Source organism: Amycolatopsis ponsaeliensis, assembly GCF_030182635.1.
In the GTDB taxonomy this organism is placed as follows: Bacteria; Actinomycetota; Actinomycetes; order Mycobacteriales; family Pseudonocardiaceae; genus Amycolatopsis; species Amycolatopsis ponsaeliensis.
This window is the reverse complement of sequence record NZ_JAPZLD010000015.1, coordinates 63,212-77,178: the sequence shown is the minus strand read 5'-3', so window position 1 is coordinate 77,178 and position 13,967 is coordinate 63,212. Positions and strand designations below refer to the sequence as shown.

General features: G+C 70.6%; 16 protein-coding genes. 5 read left to right on the top strand and 11 right to left on the bottom strand.

The features are described 5' to 3' along the window. Positions 1 to 2: 2 nt before the first annotated feature. Together QQ657_RS22920 and QQ657_RS22915 are read right to left on the bottom strand one after the other, a co-directional pair. Positions 3 to 398, bottom strand: a complete 396-nt coding sequence (locus QQ657_RS22920; RefSeq protein ID WP_284744265.1) for an NPCBM/NEW2 domain-containing protein — start codon at positions 396 to 398, stop codon at positions 3 to 5. Positions 399 to 556: 158 nt separating this feature from the next. After that, complete coding sequence (locus QQ657_RS22915) at positions 557 to 2,515, bottom strand: NPCBM/NEW2 domain-containing protein (protein WP_284744264.1); 1,959 nt, start codon at positions 2,513 to 2,515, stop codon at positions 557 to 559. Positions 2,516 to 2,650: 135 nt separating this feature from the next. On the opposite strand from QQ657_RS22915, the gene QQ657_RS22910 reads away from it, so the two are divergent. Further along, positions 2,651 to 3,844, top strand: coding sequence for a CaiB/BaiF CoA transferase family protein (locus tag QQ657_RS22910; RefSeq protein WP_284744263.1), 1,194 nt, complete (start codon positions 2,651 to 2,653; stop codon positions 3,842 to 3,844). Positions 3,845 to 3,936: 92 nt separating this feature from the next. Here QQ657_RS22910 and QQ657_RS22905 read toward each other — a convergent pair whose 3' ends face one another. Beyond that, positions 3,937 to 4,461 carry a hypothetical protein gene (locus tag QQ657_RS22905; protein ID WP_284744262.1) on the bottom strand — a complete coding sequence of 175 codons (525 nt, stop codon included), beginning with the start codon at positions 4,459 to 4,461 and terminating at the stop codon, positions 3,937 to 3,939. Positions 4,462 to 4,604: 143 nt separating this feature from the next. Between QQ657_RS22905 and QQ657_RS22900 the strand changes: the two genes are divergently transcribed. Further along, complete coding sequence (locus tag QQ657_RS22900) at positions 4,605 to 5,873, top strand: aminotransferase family protein (protein WP_284744261.1); 1,269 nt, start codon at positions 4,605 to 4,607, stop codon at positions 5,871 to 5,873. 67 nt (positions 5,874 to 5,940) lie between these two features. On the opposite strand, the gene QQ657_RS22895 is transcribed toward QQ657_RS22900, so the two are convergent. From QQ657_RS22895 to QQ657_RS22865, 7 genes are all read right to left on the bottom strand, one after another. Continuing rightward, positions 5,941 to 6,378 carry a VOC family protein gene (locus tag QQ657_RS22895; RefSeq protein ID WP_284744260.1) on the bottom strand — a complete coding sequence of 146 codons (438 nt, stop codon included), beginning with the start codon at positions 6,376 to 6,378 and terminating at the stop codon, positions 5,941 to 5,943. Then, entirely contained in the window at positions 6,357 to 6,554 is a 198-nt protein-coding gene (locus tag QQ657_RS22890) for a hypothetical protein (protein ID WP_004561810.1), read from the bottom strand. Before QQ657_RS22890 ends, QQ657_RS22895 begins: the two co-directional genes overlap by 22 nt. Positions 6,555 to 6,675: 121 nt before the next feature. After that, complete coding sequence (locus QQ657_RS22885) at positions 6,676 to 7,179, bottom strand: GNAT family N-acetyltransferase (RefSeq protein ID WP_284744259.1); 504 nt, start codon at positions 7,177 to 7,179, stop codon at positions 6,676 to 6,678. A 31-nt stretch (positions 7,180 to 7,210) separates the two neighbouring features. After that, complete coding sequence (locus QQ657_RS22880) at positions 7,211 to 7,996, bottom strand: IclR family transcriptional regulator (RefSeq protein WP_350310698.1); 786 nt, start codon at positions 7,994 to 7,996, stop codon at positions 7,211 to 7,213. Positions 7,997 to 8,117: 121 nt separating this feature from the next. After that, positions 8,118 to 8,813 (bottom strand): 3-keto-alpha-glucoside-1,2-lyase-like domain-containing protein, encoded by a 696-nt coding sequence (locus tag QQ657_RS22875; RefSeq protein WP_284744257.1) that lies wholly within the window; start codon positions 8,811 to 8,813, stop codon positions 8,118 to 8,120. An 80-nt stretch (positions 8,814 to 8,893) separates the two neighbouring features. After that, positions 8,894 to 10,444, bottom strand: coding sequence for a PH domain-containing protein (locus tag QQ657_RS22870; RefSeq protein ID WP_284744256.1), 1,551 nt, complete (start codon positions 10,442 to 10,444; stop codon positions 8,894 to 8,896). Further along, entirely contained in the window at positions 10,441 to 10,953 is a 513-nt protein-coding gene (locus QQ657_RS22865; protein WP_284744255.1) for a PH domain-containing protein, read from the bottom strand. Before QQ657_RS22865 ends, QQ657_RS22870 begins: the two co-directional genes overlap by 4 nt. Before the next feature lie 173 nt (positions 10,954 to 11,126). Here QQ657_RS22865 and QQ657_RS22860 point away from each other — a divergent pair, with 173 nt between their 5' ends. From QQ657_RS22860 to QQ657_RS22850, 3 genes are read left to right on the top strand one after another with little or no spacing between them, the layout of a single operon-like run. Then, positions 11,127 to 12,044 carry a proteasome assembly chaperone family protein gene (locus tag QQ657_RS22860; protein WP_284744394.1) on the top strand — a complete coding sequence of 306 codons (918 nt, stop codon included), beginning with the start codon at positions 11,127 to 11,129 and terminating at the stop codon, positions 12,042 to 12,044. After that, positions 12,044 to 12,775 (top strand): class I SAM-dependent methyltransferase, encoded by a 732-nt coding sequence (locus QQ657_RS22855; RefSeq protein WP_284744254.1) that lies wholly within the window; start codon positions 12,044 to 12,046, stop codon positions 12,773 to 12,775. Before QQ657_RS22860 ends, QQ657_RS22855 begins: the two co-directional genes overlap by 1 nt. 14 nt (positions 12,776 to 12,789) lie before the next feature. Next, the gene (locus QQ657_RS22850; protein ID WP_284744253.1) at positions 12,790 to 13,611 is read left to right on the top strand and encodes a class I SAM-dependent methyltransferase; all 822 of its coding nucleotides are present in this window, start codon (positions 12,790 to 12,792) and stop codon (positions 13,609 to 13,611) included. On the opposite strand, the gene QQ657_RS22845 is transcribed toward QQ657_RS22850, so the two are convergent. After that, on the bottom strand, positions 13,598 to 13,948 hold the full coding sequence (locus QQ657_RS22845; RefSeq protein ID WP_284744252.1) for a YciI family protein: 351 nt from the start codon (positions 13,946 to 13,948) through the stop codon (positions 13,598 to 13,600). The genes QQ657_RS22850 and QQ657_RS22845 overlap by 14 nt on opposite strands. Positions 13,949 to 13,967: the final 19 nt, after the last annotated feature.

The window sequence follows — 13,967 nt, the reverse complement described above, 5'->3', positions numbered from 1 at the left end:
CGTCAGCAGCTCAGGTTCGGCGCGATCCGGTCGGCGAGCTCGCCCGCCGCTCCGTCGTCCACCGCGATCGCCAGCTGCTGGACGCCGGTGACCGGGGCTGTCATCTTCTGCGCTTTGACGCCGGGACGGAACAGTCCCGTCGCGAACAGCTCCCGGCCGTCGCCAGCACCCGGAAGGTCACCGTGGCCTGCGGGCCCGCCGCGTCGTCGACGCCCTGCGTCTTGAACGTCTTGCACTTCCCGCCGGGGGTACAGCCGGATCACCGATGGCGCGTGCACGCCGATGCCGCTGTTCGGCTGGTACCCGACGCCCCCGACCGACATTTGTCTTCGCCGGCCGGCGGCTGCCGATGTTGACGTAGGTGTAGCCCGCGTCCCGCAGCCCGTGTTCACCAGCATGTCGACGGCGGCGCGGACCTTCGCGTCGTCGATCCGCGAGCACTGGTTCCAGCCGTGCGACCACCCGGGCCACGGACAAGATCCCCAGGGTAACCGGCAGAAGGAAGAAAATGCCGCCCCCGGACGGGTGGCCGGGGGCGGCGCGTGAATTCCCGTGCTCAGCAGGTGATCGTGGCGTCCGCCCAGTCGGCGTGGTCGGAGTCGGTGGTGTCCCCGCCGTCGGTGACGACCAGGTCGAGCACCTGGACGCCGGCCAGGTTCGCCGCGAGCTGCTGCGCGGGCAGGCCCGCCGTCATGACGCCGGTCTCGGTGAGCGTCTTGCCGTCGCCGAGGACCTGGAACGCGACGCTGCCCTTGGTCTTCTCGTCGTCGTGGCCGACGGACGCGCCGAACGCCGTGCAGCCGCCGCCGAGGTAGAACCGGACGCGGGACGGCGCGTGCACGCCGAGGCCGTCGTCGTAGGCCACGCCGCCGATGGTGATCTTGTGCCCGTCGCCGGCCTTGGACTCGCCGTTGCTCGTGCCGCGTTCGACCGGGCCGTAGCCGTTCTCGGCGGACAGCCAGGTCGCCTTCGACAGCGGCGTCACGCCCTTTGCCGGCGGGACGACGATCGGCGCGCCGCCGTCGGCCGTGAGAGAGCGCTTACCCCAGGCCGTCCAGTAGTTCGCCGTCGCGGTCAGGATCACGCGGTCGCCGCTCGGGTCGTCCGGCTTGACGGTCCAGGACCGTTGCCACGACCGGCCCGGCGCGACCGCCGGGACGAGCACGTCGGAGCGGCCGTCGAGCTGCCAGCCGGCCGGTGCGGTCAGTTTCACCTGCGCGGCGACGAGCGGGGTGCTGCCGTCGTTGGTGAGCTTGAGCGTCGCGGTGAACGGCTTGGCGGCGTCGGCGAAGTCGGGCGTCTGCACGGTGAGCGTCGACAAGGGCGCCGCGTTGGGGAACTTCGCGGGCCAGACCCGGAACACGGCGGCGCCGTGGCTCGGCACCGACGCCCGGAGCGTGCCGGTGGACTCGGTTTCGGCGCCGGTCCACAGGTCGCGGACGCGGAAGTCGCGGGCCTTCGAAAGGCCGAGTTCGGCAGTGGTGGCGGACATCGGCGCCGCGGTCAGGCCGCGGTTGAAGAGGACGACCGCGGCCGAGCCGTCGGACATCGGCTTGGTCCAGACCTCGGTGTCGCCGTCGTCGCGCAGCCGGTAGCCCTGCTTGCCCGCCCAGTCCTGGTCGAGCGCGATGATGTCCTTGTTCTCCAGGATCCGCTTGGTCGTGTCGGACATCGAGCGCAGGTCGTTGCCGGCGAGCAGCGGCGCGTTCATCAAGGCCCACAACGCGAAGTGCGCCTGGTACTCGGTGGTCGTCATCTTGCCGTTGCCGACTTCGAGCATGTCCGGGTCGTTCCAGCCGCCCGGGCCGGAGTACCCGGCCAGCGGGACCTGCTTGTCGAGGATGCCGGTCATGCTGCTCCAGCTGTCGCTGATGTCGCCGGTCGTGCGCCACACCTGCGCGCCGGCGTCCTTGCCCCACAGCCACGGCTGGTTCTCGCCCCACTCGCAGAGCGCGTAGACGATCGGGCGGCCGGTCTTCTTGAGCGCTTCGCCCATCTTCGTGTAGCGCTCGATCGCCGGGCGGCTCTGGTTGTTGCAGTTGTCGTACTTGAGGTAGTCGATACCCCAGTCGGCGAACGTCTGCGCGTCGACGTCTTCGTGGTCGAGGCCGCCCGGCATGGTCTTCTGGCAGGTCAGCGTGCCGGCACTGGTGTAGATGCCGAGCTTGAGCCCGCGGTCGTGGACGTAGTCGGCCAGCGCCTTGATGCCGCTGGGGAAGCGGGCGTGGTTGGCCTCGAGCTTGCCGTCGGCGGTGCGGTTCTGTTCGGCCCAGCAGTCGTCGATGTTGACGTACTGGTAGCCGGCCGCCTTCAAGCCGGAGCTCACCATCGCGTCCGCCGTCTCGCGGATGAGCTCTTCGTTGATGTCGCAGTGGAACTTGTTCCAGCTGTTCCAGCCCATCGGCGGGCGCTGGCCCAGTTGCGGTGCGGGGGGTGGTTCGGCCGCTTGAGTCGGGGGCGGGGAAGCGATCGCGGCGGCCACGACGGCGGCCGCGAGCCCGAGAAGAAGACGCATGATCCCTCCAGGAGTGCGCAACTCTGCACAAACTCACTCAACAACAAACACCATCGAGAGGTCGGATGTCTACGGCCGTTAGGAGGAACACCTTGCGGAAATCCGGGCCGTGGGAGAGAAAGGGCCGTGACTTCGATGCCTGCTGACCGCGCCGGTCTCCGCCCGCTGGACGGGATCAAGGTCGTCGACCTGTCCCGCATCCTCGCCGGGCCGTATTGCACGCAGTACCTCGGCGAGATGGGGGCGGACGTGGTGAAGGTCGAGCCGCCCGGTCACGGCGACGACACCCGCGGCTGGGGGCCGCCGTTCGTCGGCGAGAGCGACGAAGCCGTGTACTACCTCGCCGCGAACCGGAACAAGCGCGGGATCGTGCTCGACCTCAAGAGCGACCGCGGCCGCGAAGCCCTCCGACGTCTGGTGGCCGACGCGGACGTGCTGGTCGAGAACTTCCGCCCGGGGACGCTGGAGAAGTGGGGGCTCGGGTATGCGGCTTTGTCGGATCTGAACCCGCGGCTGATCCACGTGTCGATCACCGGGTTCGGGCAGACGGGCCCGTACCGCGACCGCGCGGGCTACGACCTGGTGGCCCAGGCGCTCGGCGGCGTGATGTCGCTGACCGGCGAGCCCGACGGAGCGCCGGCGAAGGTCGGGCTGCCGGTGGCCGACCTGAACGCGGGGACGTGGGCGATCATCGCGGTGTTGATGGCGTTGCAGGCCCGGCACACGACCGGCCGCGGCCAGTACCTCGACGTGTCCCTTTTGGACAGTCAGCTGGCGTGGCACGTGTACGCCGCGGGCGCGGTGTTCTACGACGCGCCGCGCCCGCGCCGGATGGGGTCGGCGCACCCGAGCATCGTCCCGTACCAGGCGTACTCCGTGTCGGACGGCTGGCTGATCATCGCGGTGGGCAGCGAAAAGCTGTGGCACGCGTTCTGCGGGGTGCTCGGGCTGGCGATCGCTTCGGACGCGCGGTTCTCCTCGAACGCTCTCCGGGCCGCCCACCGGGACGAGCTGAACGCGCTGCTGGAGCCGGTGCTGCTGACGCGGACGGCGGCGGACTGGATGAAGTCCTTCGACGCGGCAGGCATCCCGGCGGCCCCGATCAACGAGATCGACGACGTGTACGCGGACCCGTGGACCGAGGCCCGTGACCAGGTGGTGCGGTTGCCGCACCCGACGGTGGGAACGTACGTGGGGACGGGGTTCCCGGTGAAGGCGTCGGACACCCCGGCGCGTCCGACGTCGGCGCCGCCGACCTTGGGGCAGCACACTGCGGAGGTGCTGGCGGAGCTGGGGTATTCGGCGGAGGAGATCGCGGAGTTCCTGTGAGGTTCAGCGGGAGCCGGGCGGTTGCCAATGGAGATAGTCGGCGACCGTCCGCCGTCTCGCGGCCAGCCAGATCAGCCGCAGGCTGAAGCCGGTCAGCGCGACGCCGATCGCCCACGCGGCGAGGCCCGGCACCAGCGCCGGATCGGACCAGGTGTGCCCGGAGAGCGGGAACCACCACGCGACGGTGCCGAGTGCCAGCAAGGCAAGCGCGGGGAGGCGAGGACCGTCGGGCTGGTCTGCGCCTGCCGGAGCACGCGGCGCAGGCCCGGCGGCTCGGTGGTCGCCTTGCGGAGCCACTTCTCGTACCCGATCCCGCCGGGCACGTGAGGGTCGAGCTCGGTCCGAATGTACAGCGAGACCCGCTCGACGAGCCGCTGGCACAGCACCCACCGTGCGGCGAGGATGTTGCTGCTGAACGGGATGATCAGCAGCAACGGCATCCGGTCCGCCGAGGTGAAGGCGAAGCCGAACACGGCGCCGCTGGTGGTGATCAGGAACGCCGTCACCTTCCACTGCTGGTCCATCAGGTGGATGATCTCGGCGCGCAGGGCCGAGTACTCCGCGAGCGGGCCGAGGTGGTGGTCGTCGTCGGTTCGCCACCGGCGTGGGATGCGCACCTCCACGAGGTCGGCCGGGCGGCGTCGCTGTTACAGGTTGCGGTGCCGTTCGGGCCAGTCCCGGGCCGCGAAGTGTGCACGATGGAGTGTTCGCGCTCGTCGCTTCGCCCTGGTAGGGATGGGGGACGGACTGAGGAGGACCGATGTCAGCACAGCACGCCCTTTGGCACCCGTTCGCCGACATGGGCGCGGTCGACGGCGACCGGATGGTCATCACCCGGGGTGAGGGCTCCTACGTCTGGGACGACGCCGGCCGCCGGTACTTCGATGCCACCGCGTCGCTCTGGTACGCGAACTTCGGGCACGGGCGGCCCGAGATCACCGAGGCTGTCACGAAGCAGCTTCGGACGCTCGATTCGTACAACCTGTTCGGCTACAACGCGAACGAGCCCGCGATCGAGCTGGCCGACCGGGTCGCCGCGCTGGCGCCGACGCCGGGATCGAAGGTCTTCTTCGGCTCCGGTGGCGGGGACGTCATCGACACCGCCGTGAAGCTCGCGCGGGCGTACTTCGCGCAGACCGGACGTCCGGAGAAGGTGCACGTCATCGGCCGCGCGCAGGGGTACCACGGCACGCACGGCTTCGGCACGGCCGTCGGCGGCATCCCGGCCAACGCGGCCGGCGTCGGGCCGCAGCCGCCGGAGTTTTCGCACGTGCCGTTCGACAGCGCGCCGGCGCTGGAAGCCGAGATCGAGCGGGTGGGCGCGTCGCGCGTCGCCGCCTTCTTCTGCGAGCCGGTGATCGGCGCGGGCGGTGTGCTGCTCCCGCCGGACGGCTACCTCGAAGAGGTGGCCGCGATCTGCCGCCGCCACGACGTGCTGTTCGTCGCGGACTGCGTGATCGCGGCGTGGGGCCGGCTCGGCACGTGGTTCGGCATCGACCGCTGGGCGGTGCGGCCGGACATGATCACGACGGCGAAGGGCATCACCGGCGGCACGATCCCGCTGGGCGCCCTTGTGGTGGCTCCGCGGGTGGCGGAGCCGTTCTTCACGGGCACGCCGGGCGCCCCGATCTTCCGCCACGGCGCGACGTACGCGGGTCACCCCGTCGCGTGCGCGGCGGGCTTGGCGACGTTGGACATCTACGAGCGCGACGGCCTGATCCCCCGCGGCCGCGAGCTGGAGAAACCCCTGGCCGACGCGGTGTCGGCGGTGAGCGGGCACCCGCTGGTGGCGGAGGTCCGGGCGGGGCTCGGGTTCCTGGCGGCGGTCGAGCTGACGCCGGAGGTCATGGACGCCGACCCGGGAGCGCCGGTGAAGCTGCAGCGCGCGTGCCGGGACGAAGGTGTGATCGTGCGGAACCTCGGACGCGGGGTCGCGGTGTCGCCGCCGCTGATCGCGGGAGAGACGGAACTGGACCTGCTGGCCTCGGCACTCCCGAAGGCCCTGGACCGTCTGGCAGCGCGGAGCTGACGCGGTGAACGACTCTTTCCTGTCCTCCGACAGCAGGAAAGAGTCGTTCACGACGTTCGAGCGCCTCTTACGAAATGCAGAACTCGTTGCCTTCCGGGTCCGCCATCGTCACCCAGCTGTGCGGCCCCTGCCGCCCGCGGTGCAGGAACTTCGCCCCGCGCGACGTCAGCTTCTCCAGCGTTGCCTCGACGTTGTCCGCGCCGACCCACACGTCGATGTGGAGCCGGTTCTTCACCGTCTTCGGTTCCGGGACCTCCTGGAAGAGGATCCGCCGGGGTGGACCCTCGGGTGGGGAGTCCGGGTGGCGGATCGCCGCCCCGGTTCGCCACACCAGTGATCCGTTGTACGTCCGGGTTTCCTCCTCCTTCGCATACCCCTTCGCGATCATCTCGCGGATGAAGTCCTCGTCCGTCGGTTCCACGGGCCAGCCGAGCGTCTCGGCCCACCAGCCGGCGAGCTCGTGCGGGTCGGCCGTATCCACCACTACCTGGAAGTCATGCGCCATACGGGCACGTTAACGACCGAGTCCGACATTTTCCGGAGCATCGGGTCCTCGGGCACGACCGTGAAGCGCCACTTGTCGACGCCGCCGCCCATGATCTCGGCGTAGCGGCGGGCGCCGTCGGCGTTGGCGAACCGCACCTGCTGGCCGTTCGTCAGGTGGGTGATCTTGACCGCCATGACAACCTCCGAAGTCTGTGGGCCGGCCCAGGAGCTTCCCCCTCCGAGGCCGGCGAGCACAGTAGAACACATGTTCGACCGGGTGCGCCAGTGGATCCCCCGCGCAGGTGAGAACCCCAGGTCAGAGTGGTCGGACCATCGCCACGCGCGGCCAGGCGTCGAGGCCGCGGGCCGCCTCCGCGCGGCGGATCGCCCGCAGTCCGTCGCCGATCTCGACGTCCGCCAGCACCCGGAACCCCAGCCGCTTGTAGTACGGCGCGTTCCACGGCACGGCTGCGAACGTCGTGAGCGTCAGCGCCCGCAACTCGCGCGCGGCCGCCCATTCAGCGAGGGTCTCGATCAACGCGCTGCCGAGCCCGCGTCGCGCGTGCGAGGGCCGCACCGAGACCTGCTCGACGTGCGCGTGCCCGTCGAGGACCTCGGCGACGAGGTAGGCCACCGGCCGATCGGCGTCGTCCACGCTCACCCAGGCCCGGCCGTCGGACTGGTACACCGCCAGCTCCGCCACCGAGCCCGGGTCGTCGTCGGCGATCGCGGCCATGTCGAGGGCACGGAAGAGGCTGCCCGCCTCGCGTTCGATGTCGATGAGGGTGGGCAGGTCGTCGGGGCGCGCGAGCCGGATCACGAAGGCATTCGTACGCGCCCGGCCGGGATTTTCACAGCGAATAAGACGAAATCGTGCGCTGGATGCGGTTCGCGTACCCCTGCAGGGCGGTGATCGCGGTGTGCCGGGCCTCGTCGGTGATCCGCGCGGCCGGGCCGGCCAGGCTCAGCACGGTCGGCCGCCGCCCGTAGGTGGGCACCGGCACTGAACACGCCCAGACGCCTTCGTCGATTTCCCCGGAGCTGACCGAAAACCGGTTCTCCAGCGCGTGCTTCAGCTCGTCGCGCACGATCGTGCCCCGCTGCTCGATGATCGGCGTCAGCCGCCGGTCGCGCTCGATCTCCGGCAGCAGCGCGAGCAGCATCTTCCCCGACGCGCCGACGCCGAGCGGCACGGAATGCCCCGGCTCGAAGGTGAACCGCATGGCGCGGTCGCACTCGACGCGGTCCGCGCACACGGCGGCGTCACCGAACTGCTGGAAGAGCATCACCGTCTCGCCGAGCTCGCGGGCCGCTTCTTCCATGGACGGCTTGGCCAGCCGCACGAGGTCGTTCGCCAGCTGCGCGGCGCGCGCGAGCGGCATCACCTGGCTGGTGAGGTGGTAGTGCCCGGCCCGGCCCTCTTCGAGCAGCTGCAGCTCCTTGAGCAAGGCGACGTAGCGGTAGGTCGTCGCGACCGGGGTGCCGATCGTCGCGGCGAGCTCGGCGACGCTGGCCTCCCAGCGTCTTTCGGAAAAGGCGAGGAGCAGCTGGAGGACCTTCCGGGAACTGCTGGCGCCGGGGGTGCGGCGCGGTGCGGTGGTGGCGGGACCGTCGACGGCACTGACGGCAGGCGTCATCATGACCTCTCGGTGAGACAAAAACGACCTTCGCTATCACACGGGGTGAATAAATTAGCACGTTGTGTTAAACGAAGGCCAGCATTCGGTCGACGGCCCGCCTTTTGGGAAAAAAGCCGGGTCAGAGCGTGAGGAACTCGCCCGGTTTCGTCACCACCGGTGACTCGACGTAGAGACCGCGGTAATCGTCCTGGATCCCGGAGTTGTGCACCTGCAGCGCGAGCGGCCCGACGCGCCCGGCGGTCTTGTCCGTGAACCGCAGCACTTCGACGCCCTTGCAGGTCACGGCCGTTCCGGTGAGCGGGCAGCAGGCCATCCGGGCCACGCCGGTGGCCGCGTCGCCGATCAGCTCGCACTGGGCCCACTTCTTGATGTCGATCGTGCTGTGCGGCAACTGGGTGAACAGTTTGCCGCCGCCGTCGTTGTGGCCGGGCCGGTAGTCCCAGTGACCGCCGTTCGGCGGCTGGAACTGGATGGCGCTCAGCGCGTCGCGGATCGGATCGGTGGTGCCCCAGATCAGCACGGTCGGTTTGTGGTTGCCCTTGACCTGCCGGACATTGAATATCCACCGAAACGTGCCGACCTGCGATTTGTTGTAGTACAACCAGCCGCGTGCGGTGCCATTACCGTGGATGACGCCGTTTTTCGCCGACCACAGGCCGGTCTTGGACGATGTCCAAGGGCTCAAATCGGAGCCGTCGAACATCGAGACCAGATTCGGGTCACCGTAAGGGTTGTCGGCCGCCTGCGCGGCCGGGGCCAGTACCGAGCCCGCGACGATTCCCGCGGCCAGCACGCCAAGGAGCTTCCGGAACATCCTGCCGTCCTCTCGACGAAACGCGATGGGCATTGCGTTCGGACGGCGGATTTCACGCTACGAGCCGCGCGGGTGGAGCGTCAACCGCGGTCCCGCTGACCGGTCAGGAACGGCGTCATCAGGCCCGGCATGGCCCGGTCGGCGAGCGCGAGCCCGGCGGACTCGCCGACGTCGAGCACGCGGTAGTGCCCCTTGCCCGCGGCGACCGGCGCGATGATCGTGACCAGCCCGGCCCGGCGCTGGAAGTACGAGCGTTCGACGACGACGCCGGTCATGCCGTCGCAGCGGACCGCCGCGGTGCCGCGGTCGAGCGAACCCGAGCGCGTCACGAGGTAGCGGCCGGTGAGAGCGTGCCCGAGGCCGCGGTAACGGTCCCAGCCGACCACCGCGGCGAACGGCAGCAGCACGAGCGCGGCCTGCCACGGCCAGTCCGGCAGCGCGCCGAGCCACGCCAGGCCGTACAGCGCCGCGGCGAGCAGCAGCACCCCGATGACCGCCCGGGAGAGCCGCCGGTACAGCGCCCGGCGCGGGTGACGCACCAGCGGCGTCGCGGCCGGGTCCTCGCCGAGCACCTCCGCGACGACTTCGTGCGCTTTCGCGAGCGGCGCGGGCGGGAGCAGCAGCCCGCCGCTCTTGTCCGCGCCCTTGCCCTCGCGCAGGCCGCCGGCGATGGCGACGCAGCGGGCGCCGCCGGCCAGCCGCAGCGGCAGCGGCTCGCGGATTTCCACGCCCCGCAGGCGGTCTTCCTCGATCGACACCGAGCGCGTCGTGATCAGGCCGCGCCGGATGTGCAGCGTGCCGGCGGGTTCGCGGGTGAGCCGGAAGTTCCAGAACGACAGCACGTACCCGCCGATCGACAGCAGCGAGACGAGCACCAGCAGCCCGGCGGCGGCCAGCACCAGGCTCACCCACGTCGGAGTGTCGGCGAAGTGCCCGACGACCGTCTGGACCAGCGAGAACTGGATCGGGTCGAAGTGCAGTTCGTGCGCGAAGTGGTAGACGGTGCCGACCGCGGCACCGACCACCGCCAGCCCGGACAACGTGAACGGCGCGTACCGCAGCCACTTCTTGTCGACCACGGCGACCACCTGCTCGGGCGGCGCGGGTGCCGCGGCGGTGTCTTCGGTCGTCGTCTCCACGGCCTTGCGGTGCAGCAGCAGCGTGCGCAGCCGCTGGGCTTCCGCGACCGTGACGGCGTCGAGGACGAGCTCGTCCTTGCCCGGCCCCTTGCCGTGCGAGTGCCGCCCGGTGCCGATCCGCGCGGCCGCCAGCTTGAACAGCCGGTGCTTCGGCTCGGAGGTGACGTCGACCGTGCGGATCCGGTCGCGGGGGATGGCCCGCTGCTTGCGCAGCAGCAGCCCGGTGTGCCACTCGACCTGGGTTTCGGTGATCCGGTAGCGCGAGGTCAGCACGTGCGAGACGCCGGTGCACACGGCGATCGCGGTGAAGACGAGCCCGATCCACTGCCACGGCTCGCCGTGCCCGACGAGCAGGGCGCCCAGCAGCACCGGCAGCGACCGCACCAGGTCCAGCACCGGCCGGATGAGCAGCATGCGCCGGTCGAGGCGGTGCCACGGCGCGTCCTGCGTGCCTTCGGCGGGCGGTATCACCAGGGCTTCGGTGCTACTCATGTCGCGTCGCCCCGGATCGCCTGCGTCGTCCTCGTCAGCTCGTCGGCCAGTTCCAGCGCGCGGTCGTGCCGCAGGCCCGCGATGCGCAGCGGGCCGGCCGCGGACGCCGTCGTCACGGTGATCTTCGCCAGCCCGAAGAGCTGCTCGAAGGGGTCGCGCTCGATGTCGACGGTCTGGATCCGCGACACCGGGGCGATCCGCCACTCCTGCTTCAGCCAGCCCGCCTGCGTGTAGACGGCCTCGCCGGTGACCTCCCACCGGTGCACGCGGTAGCGCCACTGCGGCATCACGATCAGGTGCAGCGGAGCGAGCACGCACGAGATCACCAGCGTGACGTCAAGGAACGACGGCGGGTCGTCGCTGGTCACGACGATGACGGTCTGCACCCCGATCAGCACGATCCAGAGGATGGCGGCGGTCGCCGTCCAGTAGCCGATGGCCCGGCGGCTGACCCGGTGCGCGGGCGGCCGCAGGCGCAACGCCGCTGTGTTCGTGCTGTGTTCGCTCACAGGTCAAGCGTGCCCGATCGGCGCCTTGCGTGCCCACGACAAGTGTCACGATGGCGATTCAGTCCGCCTTCGATCGCTTGCCGTTACGATCGGCCACACCGTCGGAGGAATGGATTCGCCGTCGGGGTGTGTTGTGCTTGATGGATTCAAGTATCTGCGAGCTGGAGGACCCGGTGGGACTCGATCCCGACGACCTGTACGAGGTGGACTCGGACGTCCCCGACCTGACCGGAGCGGTGCTCATGCACCACTTCGAAGGGTTCATGGACGCCGGTTCGGCGGGCCGTCTGCTGGCCGAGCACCTGCTCGGCGGCGAGCACCGGGTGGTCGCGCGCTTCGACGTCGACCGGCTCATCGACTACCGCTCGCGCCGGCCGACCATGACCTACGCCGTGGACCACTGGGAAGACTACGACGCCCCGGAACTGGTCGTCCACCTGCTCCACGACGGCGACGGGACGCCGTTCCTGCTGCTGTCCGGCCCGGAGCCCGACCACGACTGGGAGCGGTTCTGCCGCGCGGTCAAGAACCTGATCGAGCGCTGGGGCGTCCGGCTCACCGCCGGCTTCCACGGCATCCCGATGGGCGCGCCGCACACCCGCCCGCTCGGCGTCACCGCGCACGCGACCCGCAAGGACCTGGTCGGCGAGCACCAGCCGCTGCCGAACCGGCTGCAGGTGCCGGGCAGCCTGGCCGCGCTGCTGGAGTACCGGCTCGGCGAGTGGGGCCACGACGCCGTCGGGTTCGCCGCGCACGTGCCCCACTACCTCGCGCAGTCGACGTACCCGGCCTCGTCGCTGGTCGTGCTCGACGCGCTGGGCCGCTCGACCGGGCTGAGCCTGGCCGAGGGCGAGCTGCGCACGGCGGCGGACCTCGCCGACGCCGAGATCAACCGCCAGATCGCGGAGTCCGACGAGATCGCCGACGTCGTCCACGCACTCGAGCGGCAGTACGACACGTTCATCGAGGCTTCCGAGCGGGGTTCGCTGCTCGCGGAGTCGGTCGAACACATGCCGACCGCGGAGGAGCTCGGGTCTCAGTTCGAGCGGTTCCTGGCCGAGCAGAACGGCGGAGACGCCCCGGAGCGCTGATGACCCGCTATGACGAGATCGGCGTCGGCTACGCACGAGGGAGGCGTACCGACCCACGCTGGCTGACGCCGGTGCTCGACGCGCTGGGCCCGGCCGCTTCCGTGCTCGACGTCGGTTCCGGGACGGGGTCCTACGAGCCGCCCGCGCGGCAGGTCGTCGCGGTGGAGCCGTCGGCGGAGATGATCCGGCAACGGCGCCCGGGCGCCGCGCCGGTGGTGCGGGCGGTCGCCGAGGCGCTGCCGTTCGCCGATGGTGCCTTCGACGCTGCGCTGGCGGTGCTCACCGTGCACCACTGGGGCGACTGGCGCCGCGGTCTCGACGAGCTGCGCCGGGTCGCGCGTCGTCAGGTCGTCCTGGCTTACGACACCGCACTGCACAACGACTTCTGGCTCGTGCGGGAGTACGTGCCGGAGGTCGCTTCGCTGGAGTCTTCCCGCCCGTCGGCGCCGGAGATCGCGGCTTTCCTGGGCGCGGCTTCGGTCATCGAGCTGCCGGTGCCGTGGGACTTCACGGACGGCGTGTTCCCGGCTCACTGGCGCCGTCCGGAGGCCTACCTCGATCCGGCGGTGCGGCGGTCGTGCTCGGCACTCGCGCAGACGTCGCCCGACGCGGTGCTCCGGGGAATCGCCCGATTGCGGGCCGACCTGGAGTCCGGGCGGTGGCACGAGGAGCACGCGGAGCTGCTCGGCCGGACGGAGTGGGACGCGGGGTTCCGGCTCATCGTGTCGTGAGCTACCGTCCCGAGATGAACGACCCGAAAAACCGTTCCCCGGTAACGAAAACCCTGAGGCGCACCCTGGGTAAGCTGCTTCACCAGGCCGCCGCGAAAGTGGACGACCCGTACACCGATCAGCTGAACCGGATGGCCGCCGAGCTCCGCGAGGAGATCGTCCGGCAGGGTGACCGGGTCCTCGATCGGGTGGTGGAGTTCGAGATCCGCAGCCGGCGCGACATCGTCTACGCCGGCGACCAGGACGCCGCCCTCGAGAGCAACGTCTTCGCCCGCGAGAACCTGGTCGGCGCCCAGCACTTCGGCCGTCCGAAGGAGACCCTCGAATACGCGCTTTCCCTGGCACCCCAAGGCGGGATGGCGCTGGAGTTCGGGGTCGCGTCCGGCAACACACTGCGGACGATCGCCGGCGCCCGCGGCGGCCGGGAGGTCTACGGCTTCGACTCCTTCGACGGGCTGCCCGAAGCGTGGCTCAACGGCATGCCCGCCGGCGCCTTCGCCCGCGACGACCTGCCGGACGTCCCCGGCGCCGAACTGGTCGTCGGCCTGTTCGCCGACAGCCTCCCGGGCTTCCTCGGGACGCACGGGGAGCACGTCGACTTCCTGCACGTCGACGGCGATCTTTACAGCTCCGCGAAGACCGTCCTCGACCTGTGCGGGCCACGGCTGCGCGCGGGCAGCATCGTGCACTTCGACGAGTTCTTCAACTTCCCCGGCTGGAAGCGGCACGAGTACCGCGCGTGGACGGAGTACGTCGAGCGCACCGGCGTCGAGTTCGAGTACGTCGCCTACACCTACAGCGACAACCAGGTGACGGTGAAGATCACGAAGCCGTAGGCGGCCCGTCGGGGATTTCGCGCAGCTCCAGCGTGCCGACCTCGGCCCACGGGTGCCGCGACGCGACCTCGAGGGCCGTCGAACGGTCCGCGCATTCGAGGATGTTGTAGCCGCCGACCTGCTCCTTGGTCTCGGCGAACGGGCCGTCGGTCAGCAGCACCTCGCCGTCGCGCACCCGGATCGTCTTCGCCTCGGCCGGCGGGCGCAGGCCCGTGCCGCCCTGCCGGACGCCACGCCGTTCGGCCTCGGCGGCCCATTCGTGGCAACGCCGCGCCATCTCCGGGCCGGCCGCCGCCGCGGCGCTTTCGTCACCGCACAGCAGGAGCAGGTATCGCACGGCGCCAGCATGCCACGCG